The organism is Echinicola marina (assembly GCF_020463795.1).
GTDB classification, from domain to species: Bacteria; Bacteroidota; Bacteroidia; order Cytophagales; family Cyclobacteriaceae; genus Echinicola; species Echinicola marina.
The window spans coordinates 326,913-343,094 of sequence record NZ_CP080025.1; the positions used below are offsets into that span (position 1 = coordinate 326,913).

Here is a 16,182-nt window from a genome sequence, read left to right on the forward strand (position 1 = left end):
TTTTAATTTCTAATATAATTTGAAAAAAGCTATTTGGCAGAAGCTCTTCTCAGACGGTCATTGATCGCTTTGCCCAGCCCCTTTTCGGGCAGCTCCTCTGACAAAATCACCGACACATCCTGTTGGTCCAAATATCGCATGGCAGCAAATAGTTGCTGGGCGGCCTCCTTAAAATCCCCCTTTTCACTAAGCACAATTTGATTTCCCTCAGCAATACCTTCATATTTCTTCTGAAAGCTCAACACTCCAAATTGCTTTCCCTTTTCCATATAATAAGGTACCAATTGTTCTAAATCTCCCAAAATAAAAGGCTTCCTAGGCGCATAATGACTTTTTAGCATCCCTGGAGATTTTGGATTACTGCTAGACTGCGGTAAAATCAACACATTTCCTACCACCTCTTTGATGGCTGACACTTCCACGCCCCCAAGCCTGTAAATGATAATTTGCCCCTCTTCTACTCCCACAATGGTACTCTCCAATCCCACCTCACACTTTCCTCCATCTAGCACATATGGAATCTTACCTTCCAACTGATCCACTACATGGGATGCTTGGGTAGGGCTAATATAACCAAATGGATTGGCACTTGGTGCAGCCAAAGGAAAATCCAGGGATAATAATAACGCTCTGGTCAATGGATGGCTAGGCACCCTAACCGCCACCTGATCCAAACCACTGGTCACCAAATCGGGAACAACATTCTTTTTGGGCAACAATAGCGTGAGTGGTCCCGGCCAAAACCTATCTGCCAATTCTACTAATTCAGGTAATAATCCAGTAGTATAAGACTGGATCTGATCTACGCTGCCTGTATGAACGATCAAAGGATCAAAGCTAGGCCTATTCTTGGTTTCAAAAATCTTAGTAACCGCCTCAGGATTTAAGGCATTTCCTGCGAGACCATAAACCGTTTCCGTAGGTATTCCTACTAGATCTCCTGCCTCTAGGATCTCCTTTGCCTTGGTTATATCTTTTCCGATCGTTGTCATTCAGAAGCTGTATCACAAAATTCATCAATCCATTCCTGAGCATCTGAATACCCAAGACTCAAGGCCTTCTTCAGGTGCATGCAGCCTTCTTCTTTCTTTCCCAGTGCGCTCATTTGGGTAACACCAAGGAGGTAAAAAGCAGGGCCATTTTGGTCATCAAGCGCCACCGCTCTTTCCAAGGCATTAATGGCTTCTAAGGGATTATTATTTCCCAATAGGGCTTTTGCTCGGTTAAAATGTACTAAAGCCTGATTGGGATCCACCTGTAAGGCCATATCAAAATCCAGGATAGCATCTTCATATTGCTCCATACCTAGCAATGCCAGGCCGCGATTATAATAAATATCTGTTTGGTTGGGGTCAAGGGCACTGGCCATATTATAATTTTTGACCGCATTCTTAAACTCCTTTTTTTCCAGGAGTGCATTGCCTAAATTCAAATAAGGCTTATAAGAAGTAGAATCTATTTCCTTGGAAGTCTCAAAAGCAGCTATTGCCTCATCCCATTGCTCCAGTTCAAAAAAGGCTACCCCCCTGGCATTATGGGCCGCGGTATTCTTTGAATTTTTCACGATCACTTTATCAAAATAACTGATCGCTTCTTGGTAATTTCCACTTCGCAGTTCTTTGACTCCCGCATCGTAAAGTTCCTGCTCTGAAGGGGAGCAAGCCCAAAACATCAACATCAGCAAAGGCAATATTAGTAATTTTCTCACTTTTGGTAATTTTTCAGACAAAGATAAGAATTATAAATGATCTGACAGATTATTAGAACAATCTTTACCAAATATCTAACAACCAGTCATAATCAATCAATTAGCAACCTCAAAAAAACAGCATGCCCAGCAGCCCAAATCCTAAAATGAAAGATAAACTTATTAAAAAACCAATTCTGATTTGCTGGTTTTTTCCAACATCCTAATGATAGAATCATTACTATTCACCACATCAGGAACAGTCTCAAAGCTCACCCAGGCCAAATCCTTACTTTCCTCGCTAATGGTCAAGGGCTCGTCCATGGCAGCTTCCACCAGAAATCGCACATCATAATGGTAATGCTGCTGCTCTTTGGCATTGGCTGGAATCAAATGCTTATCAATATCAAAAATAAAGGAATCCACCAGCTTTAATGAAATCAATCCGCTTTCCTCTTTTGCTTCGGTCATGGCCACCTCCATCAGGTTATCGTTTCCATCTGCATGTCCGCCCAATTGCAACCAGCGATTTAATTTTCTATGGTGTGTCAGCAGCGCATGGGTCCTGGTTTTGTTCACTATCCATGCCGACGCAGTAAAATGCCCTTCTGACCTCTCCCTTGAAAAGGCCATTGGATCATCTGCAAGTGCTATAAAGTCATTGATAAAAGATTTTTCCTCCTCAAATGGAGTCCGGTAATTGTTTAATATTTTCTTAAGTCCTTCTCTATTCATGTTTATTGGGGTGATTAAATATTGCTTCAATAAAGGAATCAAACGATTTGGCTTTGGTATACAGCCTGTCAGAATAAACCGTGACGAGGATTTTTATCATCTGGGGCTGATGGTTAACCAATACTTTTTCGATAGTAACATTTCCAAAAAGCTGCTCCGTTTGATCCGCCATTAAGGTTGGCTTGGGCTTAAGGTATTGCTTCTCTGTAATATTGATTCCCTGCTTCTTTTCTTGAACAGATCGTTCAATACTTACACGATCATATCCTAAAGCTAACATTCGCTCGCCAAATGCAAAGAAAAGCTGGTAAAAATTTTCGGAATTAAAGGGAAAATCATAAAAAATTGCGATTCCATTGGCGTATGGCGAACGGTATATCTGAATTTCAGGATTTGATACTTCTCCTATTTTCTCCAAATGGTAACTGGAATAAATAGATTCAAATAACTTTTTCCCCTCTGCTGATCTCATCCATTGCTGTACATTGGCTTTGTCCTCAGGGCCATATTTCGCGTTTTCCCGATGACTGATCGTCTCCTTATCCTTTGGAAAAAGCTTATTCAAGATATTTTCTACAAATGTCATTCAGCGTTTTTCTTTATTCTTCCATCTTCCAAGCTTATCAAAAGCCCTTCCTCTTCCATTTGTCGAAGCAGTTTTAAGGCTTCATCATCCTCATGACTAAATCCAGCTTCTGACAAGAGCTCTTTATAGGTAAACAAAGCTCCTGTATTTAAAGTTTTCAATAACTTTTGCCTCATCTCCACAAGATGCCCTACTAGGTCTCCTGCCCTTTTATTTTCTAAACAAACGTCACAGACGCCGCAAGGTTCATCTTTTTCTTCCCCGAAATAAGACAATAGCTGTAGGGTCCTGCAAAGGACGCCATTTTCTATATACTGGACCATGGATTTGGCCTTTGCCACACTATTCTCCCGCCTTTCACTGATCCGCTTTACATTAAGCGGCAACCTCCCCGCATCAAAACGGGGCGTTAAAAATGTTACTTGTGGTTTGTCCTTTTTCTTATTATAAGCTCCTATGCCCAAATTTTCCATCCGCTCCAAAAGCTTGACCACCTGCCCCTCGGACACATTCAGGATACCCGCTATTTTTTCCTCATTGATTTTGATATACTCGGTAAAAAGCTCCCCCCCATGCATCCTTAGCAGTACCTTGATCAATGGATCCAAACTTGCCTGTGCGATCTGATAACCATAAAGCTCCTTCTGATCTACCAAAAAATGAAACGAACTGGCACTATAAAAACCTTCGTTCAATTCTACCAGGCCTTCTTCCTGCAAAATCTTCAGCGCATGGTACGTCAGCAAAACATCCAAATTATAAATATTGGTAAATGTCGTAATCTCAAAATCATAACTCACCATCAAACTGCTGCCTACAGCTATCCGGTAATAATTGGCCAAACTCTGATAAACCCTTTTGATAAATTCAATAGGTGGATAAGCCTGCTCTGCCCGTTCCTGAAGCAGCTCCAAATCCCGGTCTTGATAAAGGATGACCGCAAACGCCTTCCATTCATCACGACCAGCCCTACCTGCTTCTTGGTAATAGTTCTCTAAATTCTCAGGAATGTCCGCATGGATCACCACTCTCACATCAGGCTTGTCTATCCCCATCCCAAAGGCATTGGTTGCCACCATGACCCTGATTTTGTTGTTTTTCCAATCCAATTGCCTAAGTTCCCGGCTTGCCTTATCCAAACCGGCATGATAATAGGTTGCCGAAATCCCCAACTGATGCAAGGCAAGGGCCAAATCCTTACAGCCTTTTCTGCTTCTCACATACACAATGGCCGCCCCATTGACACGTTTCAGAATTTCAACGGCTTTCTCTAGCTTATTCTCCACCTTTCTGACCGCATAACTCAGGTTCTTTCTGGCAAATGACTTGACAAATAAATTGGGGGACTTCAATGCCAGTTTCTCCACTATATCCGTCCTGACTTTTGGAGTGGCAGACGCTGTCAGGGCTATAAAAGGAACATCTGGCTGATACTCCCGCAATTTGGCTATTTCCAAATAAGGAGGCCTAAAATCATAACCCCACTGTGAAATACAATGCGCTTCATCTATTGCAATAAGGCTGACCGTCATCTTCTTGAAACGCGCTATAAATAAATCAGTCCTTAAACGCTCAGGGGACACATACAGGAACTTATAATTACCATATATGCAATTGTCCAATGTAGTATCAATTTCCCGCTTGCGCATACCAGAGTAAATGGCCGTCGCCAAAATCCCTCTTTGACGCAAATTATCTACTTGGTCCTTCATCAAGGCTATTAACGGGCTGACCACTACACAAACCCCCTCTTGCATCAGGGCCGGTACCTGAAAACAAACGGACTTCCCCCCACCTGTAGGAAGCAGGGCCAAAGTATCCTTTCCACTGGCTACAGAAAGGACAATATCCTGCTGCATCGGTCTGAAATCATCATAACCGAAAACCTTTTTTAATACTGATAATGCTTTTGTTTTCAACTTACCACTCAATTGTCTTTTTCTCCAGAAAAGCCGCAATCCCTTTTTTACAGTCCTCTGTTCCCCTGGCTTGGGCATTCATATGGGCAGCATAATCCAATGCATCTTCAAGGCCCATCTCCTGAACCTTTGCAATCATCTCTTTGGTCAGGGCAAGTGACTGACCGGAATTTTGTTTTAACAAACCTTCTGCAAATCCCCTTACTTTCTCCTCCAGCTCTCCAGCATCATACACTTCATTTACCAAGCCCAATGCCTTTGCTTTTTCTCCCGACACCAATTCTCCTCCCAAAAGTAAACTTTTGGCAGCGCCTTCTCCTATTTTTCGAAGTAAAAACACCAAAACCATCGCAGGAACAAACCCTATCCTCACCTCAGTATATCCCATAAAAGCAGCAGGAACCACAAAGGAAAAATCACATACCGATACCAGGCCACATCCGCCAGCTATGGCATGCCCATGCACTTGAGCAATTACCACTTTCGGAAAAGTATAAATCTTATAAAAGAGCTCCTTTAAATGCCTGCTATCAGCTAAATTCTCCTCAAAATTATTAAGCTGCATATTCTTTATATCTTCAAGATCGGCACCAGCACAAAACACTTTTCCTTCTCCCTTCAAAATGACCACCCTCACTTCAGCATCCTTTTCTAGCGCATCAAAAGCCGCTATCAAACGCCCTACCATTTCTCCATTAAGTGCATTTCGCTTTTCAGGACGGTTCATAATGACATAAGCTATCCGCCCTTGTTTCTCTATGACCACATGATTTCCCATAATTTAGATGTCTTGGTTAGTTGAAGATAGGTGGAGTAAGCTGTTCTTCCAAAAATTTAATTTCCTGTCCCCAAAATAATTTTATAGGCGCTTTCTCCTAATTTCAAATTATCCCTTTTTGCCAAAACCTTCCAGCCCCCCTCCTCAAAAAAGGACAATTCCCCTACCGGTAAAGTACTCAAGTCAAGTACCCCCTTATTGATCAAAAGGGATTTACCATCTGGCAAATACACCCGTCTTTGATCGCCCTGCCCCTCACTTTTCAATTCAAAAACAGCTTGATTTACTAGATAAGCCCTATGGGGCTCGACTTTAAATTCCTTCTCTTTGGATGGTAAATTCCAATTGATTTTGTACAGCTTCCCCTTATTAAAATAGTCCATGGCCATACCTTCCCTAAGACAATAGACATATAGTTCATTTTTCTGCGCCTTCAAAAACCACTTCATATAATACTGAGCAATGCCCAAAAAACAAACAATGAAAAACACAAAAGCATAAGTCTTTCTTCTATACTCATAAACATAAAACACACAAACCACTCCCAGCCAAAATAGCAGCATCCCTGCCAGGTCTATATATATCCCCTCTGTTTGAGCAAAAGGTAAGTCCTGAATGCTAAAAATAAGATAGTTCAAAACCCTCACCACTCCTTCCAGTAAACCGGTCAAAAGAGGAAAGGAAAAGTCAAAAATCAATAACAATAAATAGGGCAGCCCCAAGGCCATGATCAGAAATGCTCCAGGAATAGCCCACAGATTGGCCAACAAACCATAATTAGGAAAAACATGAAAATAATAAGCTGAAATGGGAAATGTAGCCAGTTGAGCAGCAATACTTACTGAGCTTATCTCCCATAAATAATACAGCAACTTATTTTTGGGCAACCATAATCTTCTGATTCTTGGCTGCAAAACCACTATACCTAGCACCGCAGCATAGGAAAGCTGAAACCCTACTTCGTAAATAATGAAAGGCTGAAGAACCAGCAATACCACCGCAGATAAAGCCAAAGAATTAATGATGGATGGAGAGCGGGACATGACTTGGGCCAAAGACAAAATGGTGAACATACTAGCTGCCCTCATAACCGAAGGGGACAATCCAGTAAGCAAAGCATAAGCCCATATTAAAAGTACAATAACGGACAATATAACCAACCGTTTCCCTTGGGAAGATTGCACAGGCTTAAAGAAAAGAAAAAAGAAGCCATAAATCATGCCCACATGCAAGCCAGAAACGGCCAGAATATGCATGGTTCCTGCCTTGACATAAGCATCACTTAGGGCTTCGTCCAAATCTTGTTTCTCTCCCAATAAGAAAGCTTTCAAAACTTGTGCTACCTGTCCATCTTTTATCTCTCTGTCAATGACTATCATGGCATTGTCACGAATGTTACTGATCCATGAATAAATGGGCTGTTCGTTCACTTTGCCCAAAACCGATAGGCTCTTACCGACAAATTGACTATGATAAATCTGTTTATTGGCCAAGAATCCCCTATAATCAAATTCTTTTGGATTGCTTGGCGGAGCTAGTTTCTCAGGTTTCCCCTGTAACCAAAGGACATCCCCAATATGAAGCACTGAGTCCAGCCGATGATATATCATCACCTGCCCGCTCGCTTCAAAATACCCACGGGGAGTTTTTACTGTTTTCACCGCTACCTTATTGGCAATGGAATTTGATTTTTCCCGATCTGAGGATAAAACAACCGCCATATACCCCTCTACCTCCTGAAACCCCATCAAATGATTGGGTTCATTGCGCTCATCCGCTTGATAAGCCAAGTAATAACCGCTAAGCATCAACATAAAATAAGCCAAGACGGGATAGCACCATTTATAGGCAAATCCTCTTTTACTTAACTGCCCAATGGCCAAGGTGAAATAAAGCAGTAACAACAGGACAATCCCCCATATCAGTGCTTCATTATTGAAAAAATGAAAGTGGGGATAGCTTAGAATACCTAAAGCAATAAATGCGAAATAGCGCAAAAATGGGAATTCATTAAATTTCATGATAAAAAAGTTTACCTGTAATTTAAGAAGTCCTTCGATAAATCTCAAGTCAAAAAAAAACTGTTCCAAAATCCGACTTATCAAAAGTCACTTTGGAACAGCCTACACAATGGTTTTATTTGATAGTAAGTTTTAGAATCTATAGCCAATACTTACACCAGCATTCAGTTCAACTGCAGAAAACCTATCTTTAACTTCATCACTAAAACCTCTTGCTAAATTCACATAAGGCGCAATGGCAAACTTGTCTCCTTGAACAAATTTATAACCTGCTCCAATGCCCAACATCGCACTGTTCATATCCGTTTCCATCATTGGATTATTATCCTTAACCTCCTGAAAATCCCCAAAACGGTATTTGAAAAAAGGATATACATATAGGCTCCCATCACTATAATCATTCAGGAAATAAAAATTATAGGAAAACAACAAACTATTGGTATTGTACTCTTTGGAGTCATTTTCTGAATTATACCCAAAACGATCATTGATAAGATACTCAACCCCAATGGACTGGTTTTGCTCAACAAAATACTCATATCCAATCTCTACAGAGCCTTGAATTATCGTATTGAGGATATTGAGCTTGATTTCACTTTTATTATACTCATCTTCTGATTGGGCCTTAGCTTGTAAAAAGAACCCAAATAACATTAAAACTAGTAGTAACTTTTTCATATGGATTAATTAAATAATTGACACTGTCTATCGAAGCAAGTAGTGGACCAAAACAACAACTATGAAAATGTTTTTTCCATTTTATAGTGCTGTATATCACATTCGGTAAATATATCCCCTACCTTTCTAAAACCAAATTTTTCATATAAAGGAACAGCCCCCAACTGTCCATGCAAATAAAGTAGCTTATCCTTTGCTTGCGAATTCCCCTGAATGTCCCGCAGCACCGCAGCGACCAAAGCCTGTCCGATCCCTTTTCCTCGAGCTGCTTTTAGCACGGCAAAGCGCTCCAGTTTCACACCCTTTTCGGTAAAGCGCCACCTAGCAGTCCCGACGGCATGCCCCTCCAAGCTGGCCAAAAAATGAGTGGAAGTTTCCTCAAACTCATCGTATTCCTCTTCCCTGTCTACCTTTTGTTCTTCTACGAAAACCTCTTCTCTGATTTTAAAAACCTGCTCAAGATCCACTTTATTCTGAACCTTTTTGACTTTTATATTCATCTTTGAGTTTTTCCTTTTCCAAATCATCTTTATCGTAAGCCTCAATAATGGATTTTACCAACCTGTGACGAATCACATCCTTTCCGCCTAACTTCACCAAACCAATTCCCTTCACATCTTTCAATACACGAAGTGCTTCTCTCAATCCCGACTTTTGTTTACTCGGCAAATCCACTTGGGTCTGATCACCTGTAATGATCACTTTTGAATTAGGCCCCATTCTGGTCAAGAACATTTTAATTTGTTCTCTGGTCGTATTCTGGGCTTCATCCAAAAGTACAAAAGCATCATGCAAGGTTCTACCACGCATATAAGCCAACGGAGCGATCTCAATCACCCTATTTTCTTGGTAAAACTTCAGTTTTTCTGCAGGAACCATATCTCCCAAGGCATCGTAAATTGGCCTCAAATAAGGATCCAGCTTTTCCTGAAGATCACCAGGCAAAAAGCCTAGGTTTTCGCCAGCTTCCACTGCTGGCCGCGTAATGATGATCCGTTTCACCTCTCTGTTTTTAAGCGCCCTTACGGCCAAGGCTACTGCGATATAGGTTTTTCCGGTACCGGCAGGCCCAAGGGCAAACACCAAGTCATTCTTAAAAGCAGCATCCACCAATTTACGTTGATTACTGGATTTCGGTTTAATGACCAAGCCCTTATTGCCAAATACGATAATATCATTTTTATGCTCTTCCTCAAAGGGTACCCCCTCCAGGTCAATATACTCCTTTACATTCTCCGGGGTCACCTGACCAAAACGGTTAAAATGTTGCAAAAGCATATTAAGAACATCATTGATCCGAATAATTTCAGGTGCCATGCCCTGAATTCGAATTTCATTTCCACGCGAAACAATTTTGCTTTTTGGGAATGCCGCAGCTATTTGACGGATATTCTCATTTTCAGAGCCGAGAAAATCCAAAAGCGGGATATTTTCTAAAGTAATTACCTTTTCTACCAATCCGATATGATGTATTTAGCTTTGTCAGATTATTCTTAGACAAATAAAATTTCTATTTTTGTTTACACTTACAAAAGTACAAAATTTTAATTGACTTCGTTCCATGGCCTTAGTAACATTCCTGTCTGATTTTGGAGATTGTGATTATTATGTACCTGCAGTAAAAGCCAAGATGTTATCCATCAATCCTCAGCTGAATATCATCGATATTTCGCATAAAATTGACACTTATGACATCGCCCACGCTGCATTTGTACTAAGGTCGGTCTACAAAGACTTTCCCAAAGGGACCATTCACCTCGTAGCTCTCAACAGCACCAGCAGCATCACTTCAGGATTTATTGGCATCAAATTAGAAGAACACATCTTCATCGGCCCCAATAATGGCGTCTTGAGCATGTTGGCGGATTACGACCCAGGAATTGTAGTGCAATTTGCTGATATCCATGTAAAGGACAGCTCCTTTCCGGCAAAGGACATCCTTGCTCCCATTGCAGCAAAAGTAGCCAGCGGGGCAGCCATTCATGATTTTGGCGGTCCATTGAAGCAAATCAAAAAAATGATGCCCAGACAGATCAAAGCCACTAAAAAGCAAATCGTCGGTCATGTATTAAGGGTGGACAACTATGGTAACCTGATCACCAATATCCCCAAAGATGTATTCAACACCTTAAACCCAGGCAAATTCACCTTGGAGTTTAGCCGCGAGATACTGGAGAAAATCAACCAATCCTATGATAATGTAGAACCAGGTGATTGCTTTGCTTTTTTCAATAGCCTGGATTTACTGGAAATCGGAATTAATCATGGCCATGGAGCTGACCTTCTTGGCCTAAAATACGACAGTCCCGTAATGATTAACTTTCACAGAGAAGAAGATTAATTGAAAACGCATAGCATATTTTTTCTATGCTATGCGTTTTCCTTCCCGAAAGACCTTCCATTTTTTTGATTAAAATCACTTCCCGAAAAAACTTTTCACTTGAACTAAAAAAATCTTCTCTCCCGATTTTTAAGCTACCCAAACCAAAGAAACACCACTAAGCAACAGGTGTACAAACACTTAACATCAAACCAACAAAAATCGGCTTTAGACAATCTGATAATCGAAAAAATTAATTTGAAAAAAAATCAAAATATCTAGGCTCCAGCTATTGCACAAGAAAAAATCTTTGTCCATATTTGCATCCCATTCAGGAAGGAATGGAAACAAAACGAGAGAGAAATTACTCCAATGTTTTGACAAAAATGATTGAACATACCATGTCACTAAGCTCAAGTGGCGGAATTGATAGACCTGCCTTTGCCGGCAGGCAGGCGCTTTGGATCAAGGCCTGTGAAATAAATATTTTGATCCCTGTTGGTAAAAGTACCGCAGCATATGCCCAGGTGGCGGAATTGGTAGACGCGTTGGTCTCAAACACCAATGCCTTCGGGCGTGCCGGTTCGACTCCGGCCCTGGGTACACAAAACCCCTTCAGATGGAAATCAGAAGGGGTTTTTCTATTTTTTGCTAAACTATTGCTAAACCATTTCTTTTTGCCTTAAAATAAAAGTGACTTTCACTATTAACCTTATCAAAAATATCACTTTTATTCAGCGCATTCTATTTCAAAAAAACAAGTACATGCTAAAAATCTAATTTGCCTATTAATTTCATTTAGCTTTCAGAGAAATTTTCATGGTAAATTCTAAATAATCAATATTCTAATAATTTCACCATAAAAGAAAATAAAAAAGGCCACTCAACAAATTGAGTAGCCCAAAATCTAAATTTCTTGGCAAAAGGTTATCCATAAAGATACTTGTGGACTACTTTTACAAACCCCCTCTTGGTTTCTGCCTTGCCGATGACCTTGGTACCAGTAGTATCAATTTCTTCGACTTTCACAGAGCTGCAGCCCTTTTCGAGGTAGAATTTTTTGGCACCCCATATCGTTTCATACCTATACGAACTACCATGTTGCGCCCACGAGAGCACAGATTTAGCGATTTCTCTTTTTATTTCGCTCATTTAAAAGTAATAATTAATTAAAAAATAATAGAAAAAATATCTCTCAAACGTAATCTCACTACTACATCTGGACCAACATTAACCAAATATCATCTTTCAATAGTTCCCTCTGATTCTACTTTATTTATTTTTTTCCTTTTGTATCCAATAGATATGACTTAAGGTATTCAATTAACCATTTGGTTTAATAAAAATCCCTTTCATTTATTCATCAAGGGCCAACATTATCTTAACCCCAGCATTTTTGATATATGGGTCTTATAAAGAAAAAAAGATATTAAAAAATCACCCCTAATTTGAGTATATATTACACGTACTAAAACTACCTTCGATGCCAGCTTTAAACATTTCAAAATTAAGGGCAAAAATAAGCCTACTTTCAACCATGAATTACATCACCAAATAAGGGTTGGTTCTTATACCTTATTTGATGATGTGATTTTACTAGGTTCCATCAAGTCATTCATTTTTTTCTCCACTAGCTTAGACAAGCTATCTTGTAACTCTAATTTACCCGATTCTTCCATCAATTGATTAAATCTCTTGTTCCATATTTTGTAGGTGCTTTCAGAAGCTTTTTGTTTTACAAACTTTCTATCAACCGGATTCCCCATTAACCTTTTAATTTGATAATCCTTAAAATCATCGTTTACAGTCACTCCAATAGCAGTTGAAAACAAAACCCTTTCAACAAGCAAGATTAACTCAAATAATATTTGTGTAATCCAAGAAGTACCCAATAAATCCGCAGGCCTATACACATGAATAGGCGTATGCTTTCGTTTATGGACATAGCTCATTAACATTTCCTGCTCCACCCGTAATGTTGGTCCAATCATCTGCCTATCATGCTCCCAAACCTCAAATTGCTTGTTATAGATTTTAAATCGTGTATTCGTTTTCTTAATATATTTTCCATAGCAATGATGTTTCCTGCCACCCTTCATATCCCCAAAAAAATCAGGACCTAACATTAGACAGTATGGAAAGAACTCATTTGAATCAACCATTAAGTTACACCCAATTGTCATTCTAATTATTTTGGCATCCAAAAACTCCTTCCCAAAACGTTGTACAAAAATCTGAATTGTCTTTATAATTTCGTCATGGGTATAGTCCCCATAATTATTCCCATGGTAAAACTTATGCCAGGAGTTTTTTATCAAAAGGAAATCACTATTCATTTCAAGCCTCAACCCTTTCCAATTCCCCAAATATTTGGTTACAATACCATGCCTAAAAACGGGACTGAAAGTTATGTCATAATATACAAACTGTTGGGGCAACCTTTCCTTAACTATACTAGGCGAATCAACTTCCATCTTGACTACTAAGTCATCAATCACCCCCAGCCTCCTCTCTTTTTTGATAAAAACGTAATTCCAAAACATCCTTGTTCATTTTTCGGAAAGACAAGGAATAATTTAAACCTAAAGAAGAAAGAAAAGGAGATTGGACAGTAGAGTACCAATCCCCAATTTCTTCAGATTGTGCAATAAACACTTTAGATCCCTTGCATTCCCCTGTGCTCATCAATACCGAATATTTAGCTCCAAACATACTAAGGAGATCTGGAAGGGACTCTATTATCCCAAAAACCTTTACAGCATCTAAGCCCATATTTTGCCATTCTGCCCATTGGTATTTCCCAGTGGACAATTTGAGATAATAAGCTGAAAAGAATGGTGTTTTTCCAAAAACCAGCTTATCCGTCCTACTCATGATTAAGTGGCTTCATAGCCTTTTCAATATCCGACCTTAAAAAATAAACCCTATTACCAATCCCGTAGCTTTGAAGCTTGCCTTTCTTGACCCAATTATGTAAAGTGCTCAATTCAATTTTAAGCATATCAGCCACTTCTTTTCTAGAAAGATACTCTTCGGGCTGATCAGGCTTGAATTCCTTTTTTAACTCTTGGAAATGTTTTAAAAAGAGGACAGAAAAACGGTCTTCCACCTCTTCAAGTGTCATTTCAAATAACTGTAGTTTTTTCATGAGTATTTTTTTGATTACTCATGCAAGGTCAAAAAGTGACCGTATGGTTACCAGTACGAAATCGTATGATGGATAAAATTTAGTGTTTTTTAAATTCTAATTGATTTAATACCATATTATATACGCTTGATCTTTTATCTGTTTCCATATTTTTGAGGGTTTTAAATTGTCCCAAGTCAGCTATTCCAAACTCTTCTTCTGACTCAACCTCCTTCTTAAAGTAATCCTGGGTGCATACAATAAACCCATCCTTTTTCATCATCCTATATATGAAAGCAATATCAGTCTTTGATTTTCCTATCTTCGAATTCTTAATTAATTCACAAAACAGTAAATATCCATCATCAACAAATACATTTTTGAATTTCCTTTTCTTTTCTTTCAAAATAGAATCTTTACCTATTTCTTCTTCCAGATTCTTATTATGAAACAACTTTGACTCAAAATTTTTCTCTTGGGCCCGCTCTTTAGTCGCTATTTCCACTTCAACAAACACTCTTAATTTCCTGAGTTCATTCAAAACATCTAACCGAATCTCAGGAATTAACCTCTTCGCATCCTCATCTGACTTAAGACTACTCTCAAAGAAGTCTAATTCTAGAAGTTTATCTGATGGATATTCATTTATTTCAAGTTCAGATTTGAATCTTTCAAAATCGTAATCTTCTATTAATTTCTTTTCTAATGCCTCATCTCTCTTTTGCATTTCCTCAGAATTAAGGATAAAAGTAAGTTTACGAACAACATTCTCCGCCTCTAATAATTTATTCCCTATTGCCAAGGAATACCCATTTAAGAAATCCTCAAAAGATTTACTTGGTTTAGGTTGGAAATTTTCAACCATTTCATTCATAAAATGGTTAATTGAGGATACCATGCTATCAACCTCTTTCAAGTCCTTAAAAACAATTTCCTTACCCTTCACAAAGAATTTAACATATTCATTGGCTTTTACAGACACCTCTAAATTTTGATTTCTCAGAGCTGTTAAAACCAATTCTATATCTTTGAGCAAGGCTATACTCTTAGCTTCCCCCTGCTTATTGTCAAAATGATATTCAAAAAACCTATTGTAATAGAACTTGGGATCCACGGTTAATTCATTCATTCTGATTCAACGTTCATCATGTCCAACAAAATCTTCAATGCCCGTAATTTATTATGCAAGATTATGCGAAAGCCATTTTCATTAACTCGAATATCTTTGATTGCTGCCACCTTTGAAGGGTTAATTTGACCTAATGACTTCAGGGTAAAATCATGATTTACAAAGTCTGTTATCCTACTAAAGGCAATTGTCTCAAGCTCTTGCAACACTTTTTCTTGATCTTCAGCTAGTCTTTCATATACCCTATCCTTTTCTCGCTCTATCAGTTTCTTAATATGGGGTTTGGCCATGTTTTCATAACCTTGCTGCCTGGCTAAACGGGGACTATATCCTGCCTTTCTGGCTGCATCCGCAGCATTATAAGATTTACAATAGTATGTAACAAACAGATTCTCCTTGTCTGTTAAGCAGTCTGTCTCCTTTTTATGTGGTTGTTGGTGTTTCATGTTATCAAATACTAAAACAATCAAAATTTAACAAAACCATATAGTTTACCGTGAAAACAACTTTACTACACTTTTAAAATGTTAAGTTTTGTCAGGTCTGTAAGCCATCAAAAAAACGCATTCAGACATGTTTATCTTCCAATTTTCAATTTGTACTTTAATTCAAAGTCACTTTTATTCATCAATTCTTCGAAGCTCAACTCTCCTTCTTCTTCCGCTTGTGCTTTTCTAAAATGCCAGTATGGATTAAATTCCCCCTCATGGAGTTCTATATGAACAACCTGTTTTTTCTCTGTGAACTCGTGAGAGATTTTCTGCACATAGTATCTTGAATTTTCAAAATATGCATATAGAAATGGAATATCAATACTTTCCCCCACTCTCGGTAAAACAGGAATAGATTTACAAAAAAGGTTTACTGCTATTTGTCTCTTCTGAGAATAGATTTCTAACCAATATTCAATCTCAGAAAATTCAAAAGGAACATCCCACGCCTCATCAATTACTGCATCATAGATTTCGTATAAGTAATTTCTGAGCCTGTCATATTTAATATTAAATCGGATGGACAGCTGTTTGACCGAGGGAATTTTATCACCAAATTCCTTTTCCCAATCACATTCTAAAAAGGGACTTAAAAAAACATTGAATTCATTCCCCTTCTCTAAAACAATCTTAAGTCTACCGGGGAGTCTCATCAGGTCAAATAATATATTTTTTGTGGAAATTTGGCCCTTATTCATATGTTTGGATTTA

At 38.8% G+C, this 16,182-nt stretch carries 18 protein-coding genes and 1 tRNA gene; 2 read left to right on the top strand and 17 right to left on the bottom strand.

Going from position 1 to position 16,182, the window contains the following annotated elements; all coding sequences use genetic code 11:
- Nucleotides 1–29: 29 nt before the first annotated feature.
- From KZP23_RS01585 to KZP23_RS01630, 10 genes are all read right to left on the bottom strand, one after another.
- Nucleotides 30–992, bottom strand: a complete 963-nt coding sequence (locus KZP23_RS01585; protein ID WP_226334406.1) for an L-threonylcarbamoyladenylate synthase — start codon at nt 990–992, stop codon at nt 30–32.
- Nucleotides 989–1,708, bottom strand: a complete 720-nt coding sequence (locus KZP23_RS01590) for a tetratricopeptide repeat protein (protein ID WP_226334407.1) — start codon at nt 1,706–1,708, stop codon at nt 989–991. The genes KZP23_RS01585 and KZP23_RS01590 overlap by 4 nt, the downstream gene beginning before the upstream one ends.
- A gap of 162 nt (nt 1,709–1,870) precedes the next feature.
- The gene (locus KZP23_RS01595) at nt 1,871–2,422 is read right to left on the bottom strand and encodes an NUDIX hydrolase (protein WP_226334408.1); all 552 of its coding nucleotides are present in this window, start codon (nt 2,420–2,422) and stop codon (nt 1,871–1,873) included.
- Nucleotides 2,415–3,008: a hypothetical protein gene (locus KZP23_RS01600; protein WP_226334409.1), complete on the bottom strand. Its 594-nt coding sequence runs from the start codon at nt 3,006–3,008 to the stop codon at nt 2,415–2,417. Before KZP23_RS01600 ends, KZP23_RS01595 begins: the two co-directional genes overlap by 8 nt.
- Nucleotides 3,005–4,927, bottom strand: a complete 1,923-nt coding sequence (locus tag KZP23_RS01605; protein WP_226334410.1) for a RecQ family ATP-dependent DNA helicase — start codon at nt 4,925–4,927, stop codon at nt 3,005–3,007. Before KZP23_RS01605 ends, KZP23_RS01600 begins: the two co-directional genes overlap by 4 nt.
- A gap of 1 nt (nt 4,928) precedes the next feature.
- Nucleotides 4,929–5,705 carry an enoyl-CoA hydratase/isomerase family protein gene (locus KZP23_RS01610; protein ID WP_226334411.1) on the bottom strand — a complete coding sequence of 259 codons (777 nt, stop codon included), beginning with the start codon at nt 5,703–5,705 and terminating at the stop codon, nt 4,929–4,931.
- Between the two features lie 56 nt (nt 5,706–5,761).
- Nucleotides 5,762–7,726 carry a ComEC/Rec2 family competence protein gene (locus tag KZP23_RS01615; protein WP_226334412.1) on the bottom strand — a complete coding sequence of 655 codons (1,965 nt, stop codon included), beginning with the start codon at nt 7,724–7,726 and terminating at the stop codon, nt 5,762–5,764.
- A gap of 132 nt (nt 7,727–7,858) precedes the next feature.
- On the bottom strand, nt 7,859–8,404 hold the full coding sequence (locus KZP23_RS01620) for an outer membrane beta-barrel protein (protein ID WP_226334413.1): 546 nt from the start codon (nt 8,402–8,404) through the stop codon (nt 7,859–7,861).
- 59 nt (nt 8,405–8,463) lie between these two features.
- Nucleotides 8,464–8,904, bottom strand: coding sequence for a GNAT family N-acetyltransferase (locus KZP23_RS01625; RefSeq protein WP_226334414.1), 441 nt, complete (start codon nt 8,902–8,904; stop codon nt 8,464–8,466).
- The gene (locus KZP23_RS01630) at nt 8,873–9,862 is read right to left on the bottom strand and encodes a PhoH family protein (protein ID WP_226334415.1); all 990 of its coding nucleotides are present in this window, start codon (nt 9,860–9,862) and stop codon (nt 8,873–8,875) included. Before KZP23_RS01630 ends, KZP23_RS01625 begins: the two co-directional genes overlap by 32 nt.
- A 103-nt stretch (nt 9,863–9,965) precedes the next feature.
- Here KZP23_RS01630 and KZP23_RS01635 point away from each other — a divergent pair, with 103 nt between their 5' ends.
- Entirely contained in the window at nt 9,966–10,745 is a 780-nt protein-coding gene (locus KZP23_RS01635; protein WP_226334416.1) for an SAM hydrolase/SAM-dependent halogenase family protein, read from the top strand.
- 500 nt (nt 10,746–11,245) lie between these two features.
- Nucleotides 11,246–11,327, top strand: a tRNA-Leu gene (locus tag KZP23_RS01640).
- Nucleotides 11,328–11,651: 324 nt separating this feature from the next.
- Here the strand turns inward: KZP23_RS01640 and KZP23_RS01645 are convergent.
- From KZP23_RS01645 to KZP23_RS01675, 7 genes are all read right to left on the bottom strand, one after another.
- Nucleotides 11,652–11,876 (bottom strand): hypothetical protein, encoded by a 225-nt coding sequence (locus tag KZP23_RS01645; RefSeq protein ID WP_226334417.1) that lies wholly within the window; start codon nt 11,874–11,876, stop codon nt 11,652–11,654.
- Between the two features lie 416 nt (nt 11,877–12,292).
- A complete protein-coding gene (locus tag KZP23_RS01650; RefSeq protein WP_226334418.1) occupies nt 12,293–12,886 on the bottom strand; it encodes a hypothetical protein in 594 nt (197 codons plus the stop codon).
- A gap of 328 nt (nt 12,887–13,214) precedes the next feature.
- Nucleotides 13,215–13,598 (bottom strand): hypothetical protein, encoded by a 384-nt coding sequence (locus tag KZP23_RS01655; RefSeq protein ID WP_226334419.1) that lies wholly within the window; start codon nt 13,596–13,598, stop codon nt 13,215–13,217.
- Nucleotides 13,591–13,872: a helix-turn-helix domain-containing protein gene (locus tag KZP23_RS01660; RefSeq protein ID WP_226334420.1), complete on the bottom strand. Its 282-nt coding sequence runs from the start codon at nt 13,870–13,872 to the stop codon at nt 13,591–13,593. Before KZP23_RS01660 ends, KZP23_RS01655 begins: the two co-directional genes overlap by 8 nt.
- A 79-nt stretch (nt 13,873–13,951) precedes the next feature.
- Complete coding sequence (locus KZP23_RS01665) at nt 13,952–14,980, bottom strand: hypothetical protein (protein WP_226334421.1); 1,029 nt, start codon at nt 14,978–14,980, stop codon at nt 13,952–13,954.
- Complete coding sequence (locus tag KZP23_RS01670) at nt 14,977–15,426, bottom strand: terminase small subunit (RefSeq protein ID WP_226334422.1); 450 nt, start codon at nt 15,424–15,426, stop codon at nt 14,977–14,979. Before KZP23_RS01670 ends, KZP23_RS01665 begins: the two co-directional genes overlap by 4 nt.
- 131 nt (nt 15,427–15,557) lie before the next feature.
- Nucleotides 15,558–16,169: a hypothetical protein gene (locus tag KZP23_RS01675; RefSeq protein WP_226334423.1), complete on the bottom strand. Its 612-nt coding sequence runs from the start codon at nt 16,167–16,169 to the stop codon at nt 15,558–15,560.
- Nucleotides 16,170–16,182 lie beyond the last annotated feature (13 nt).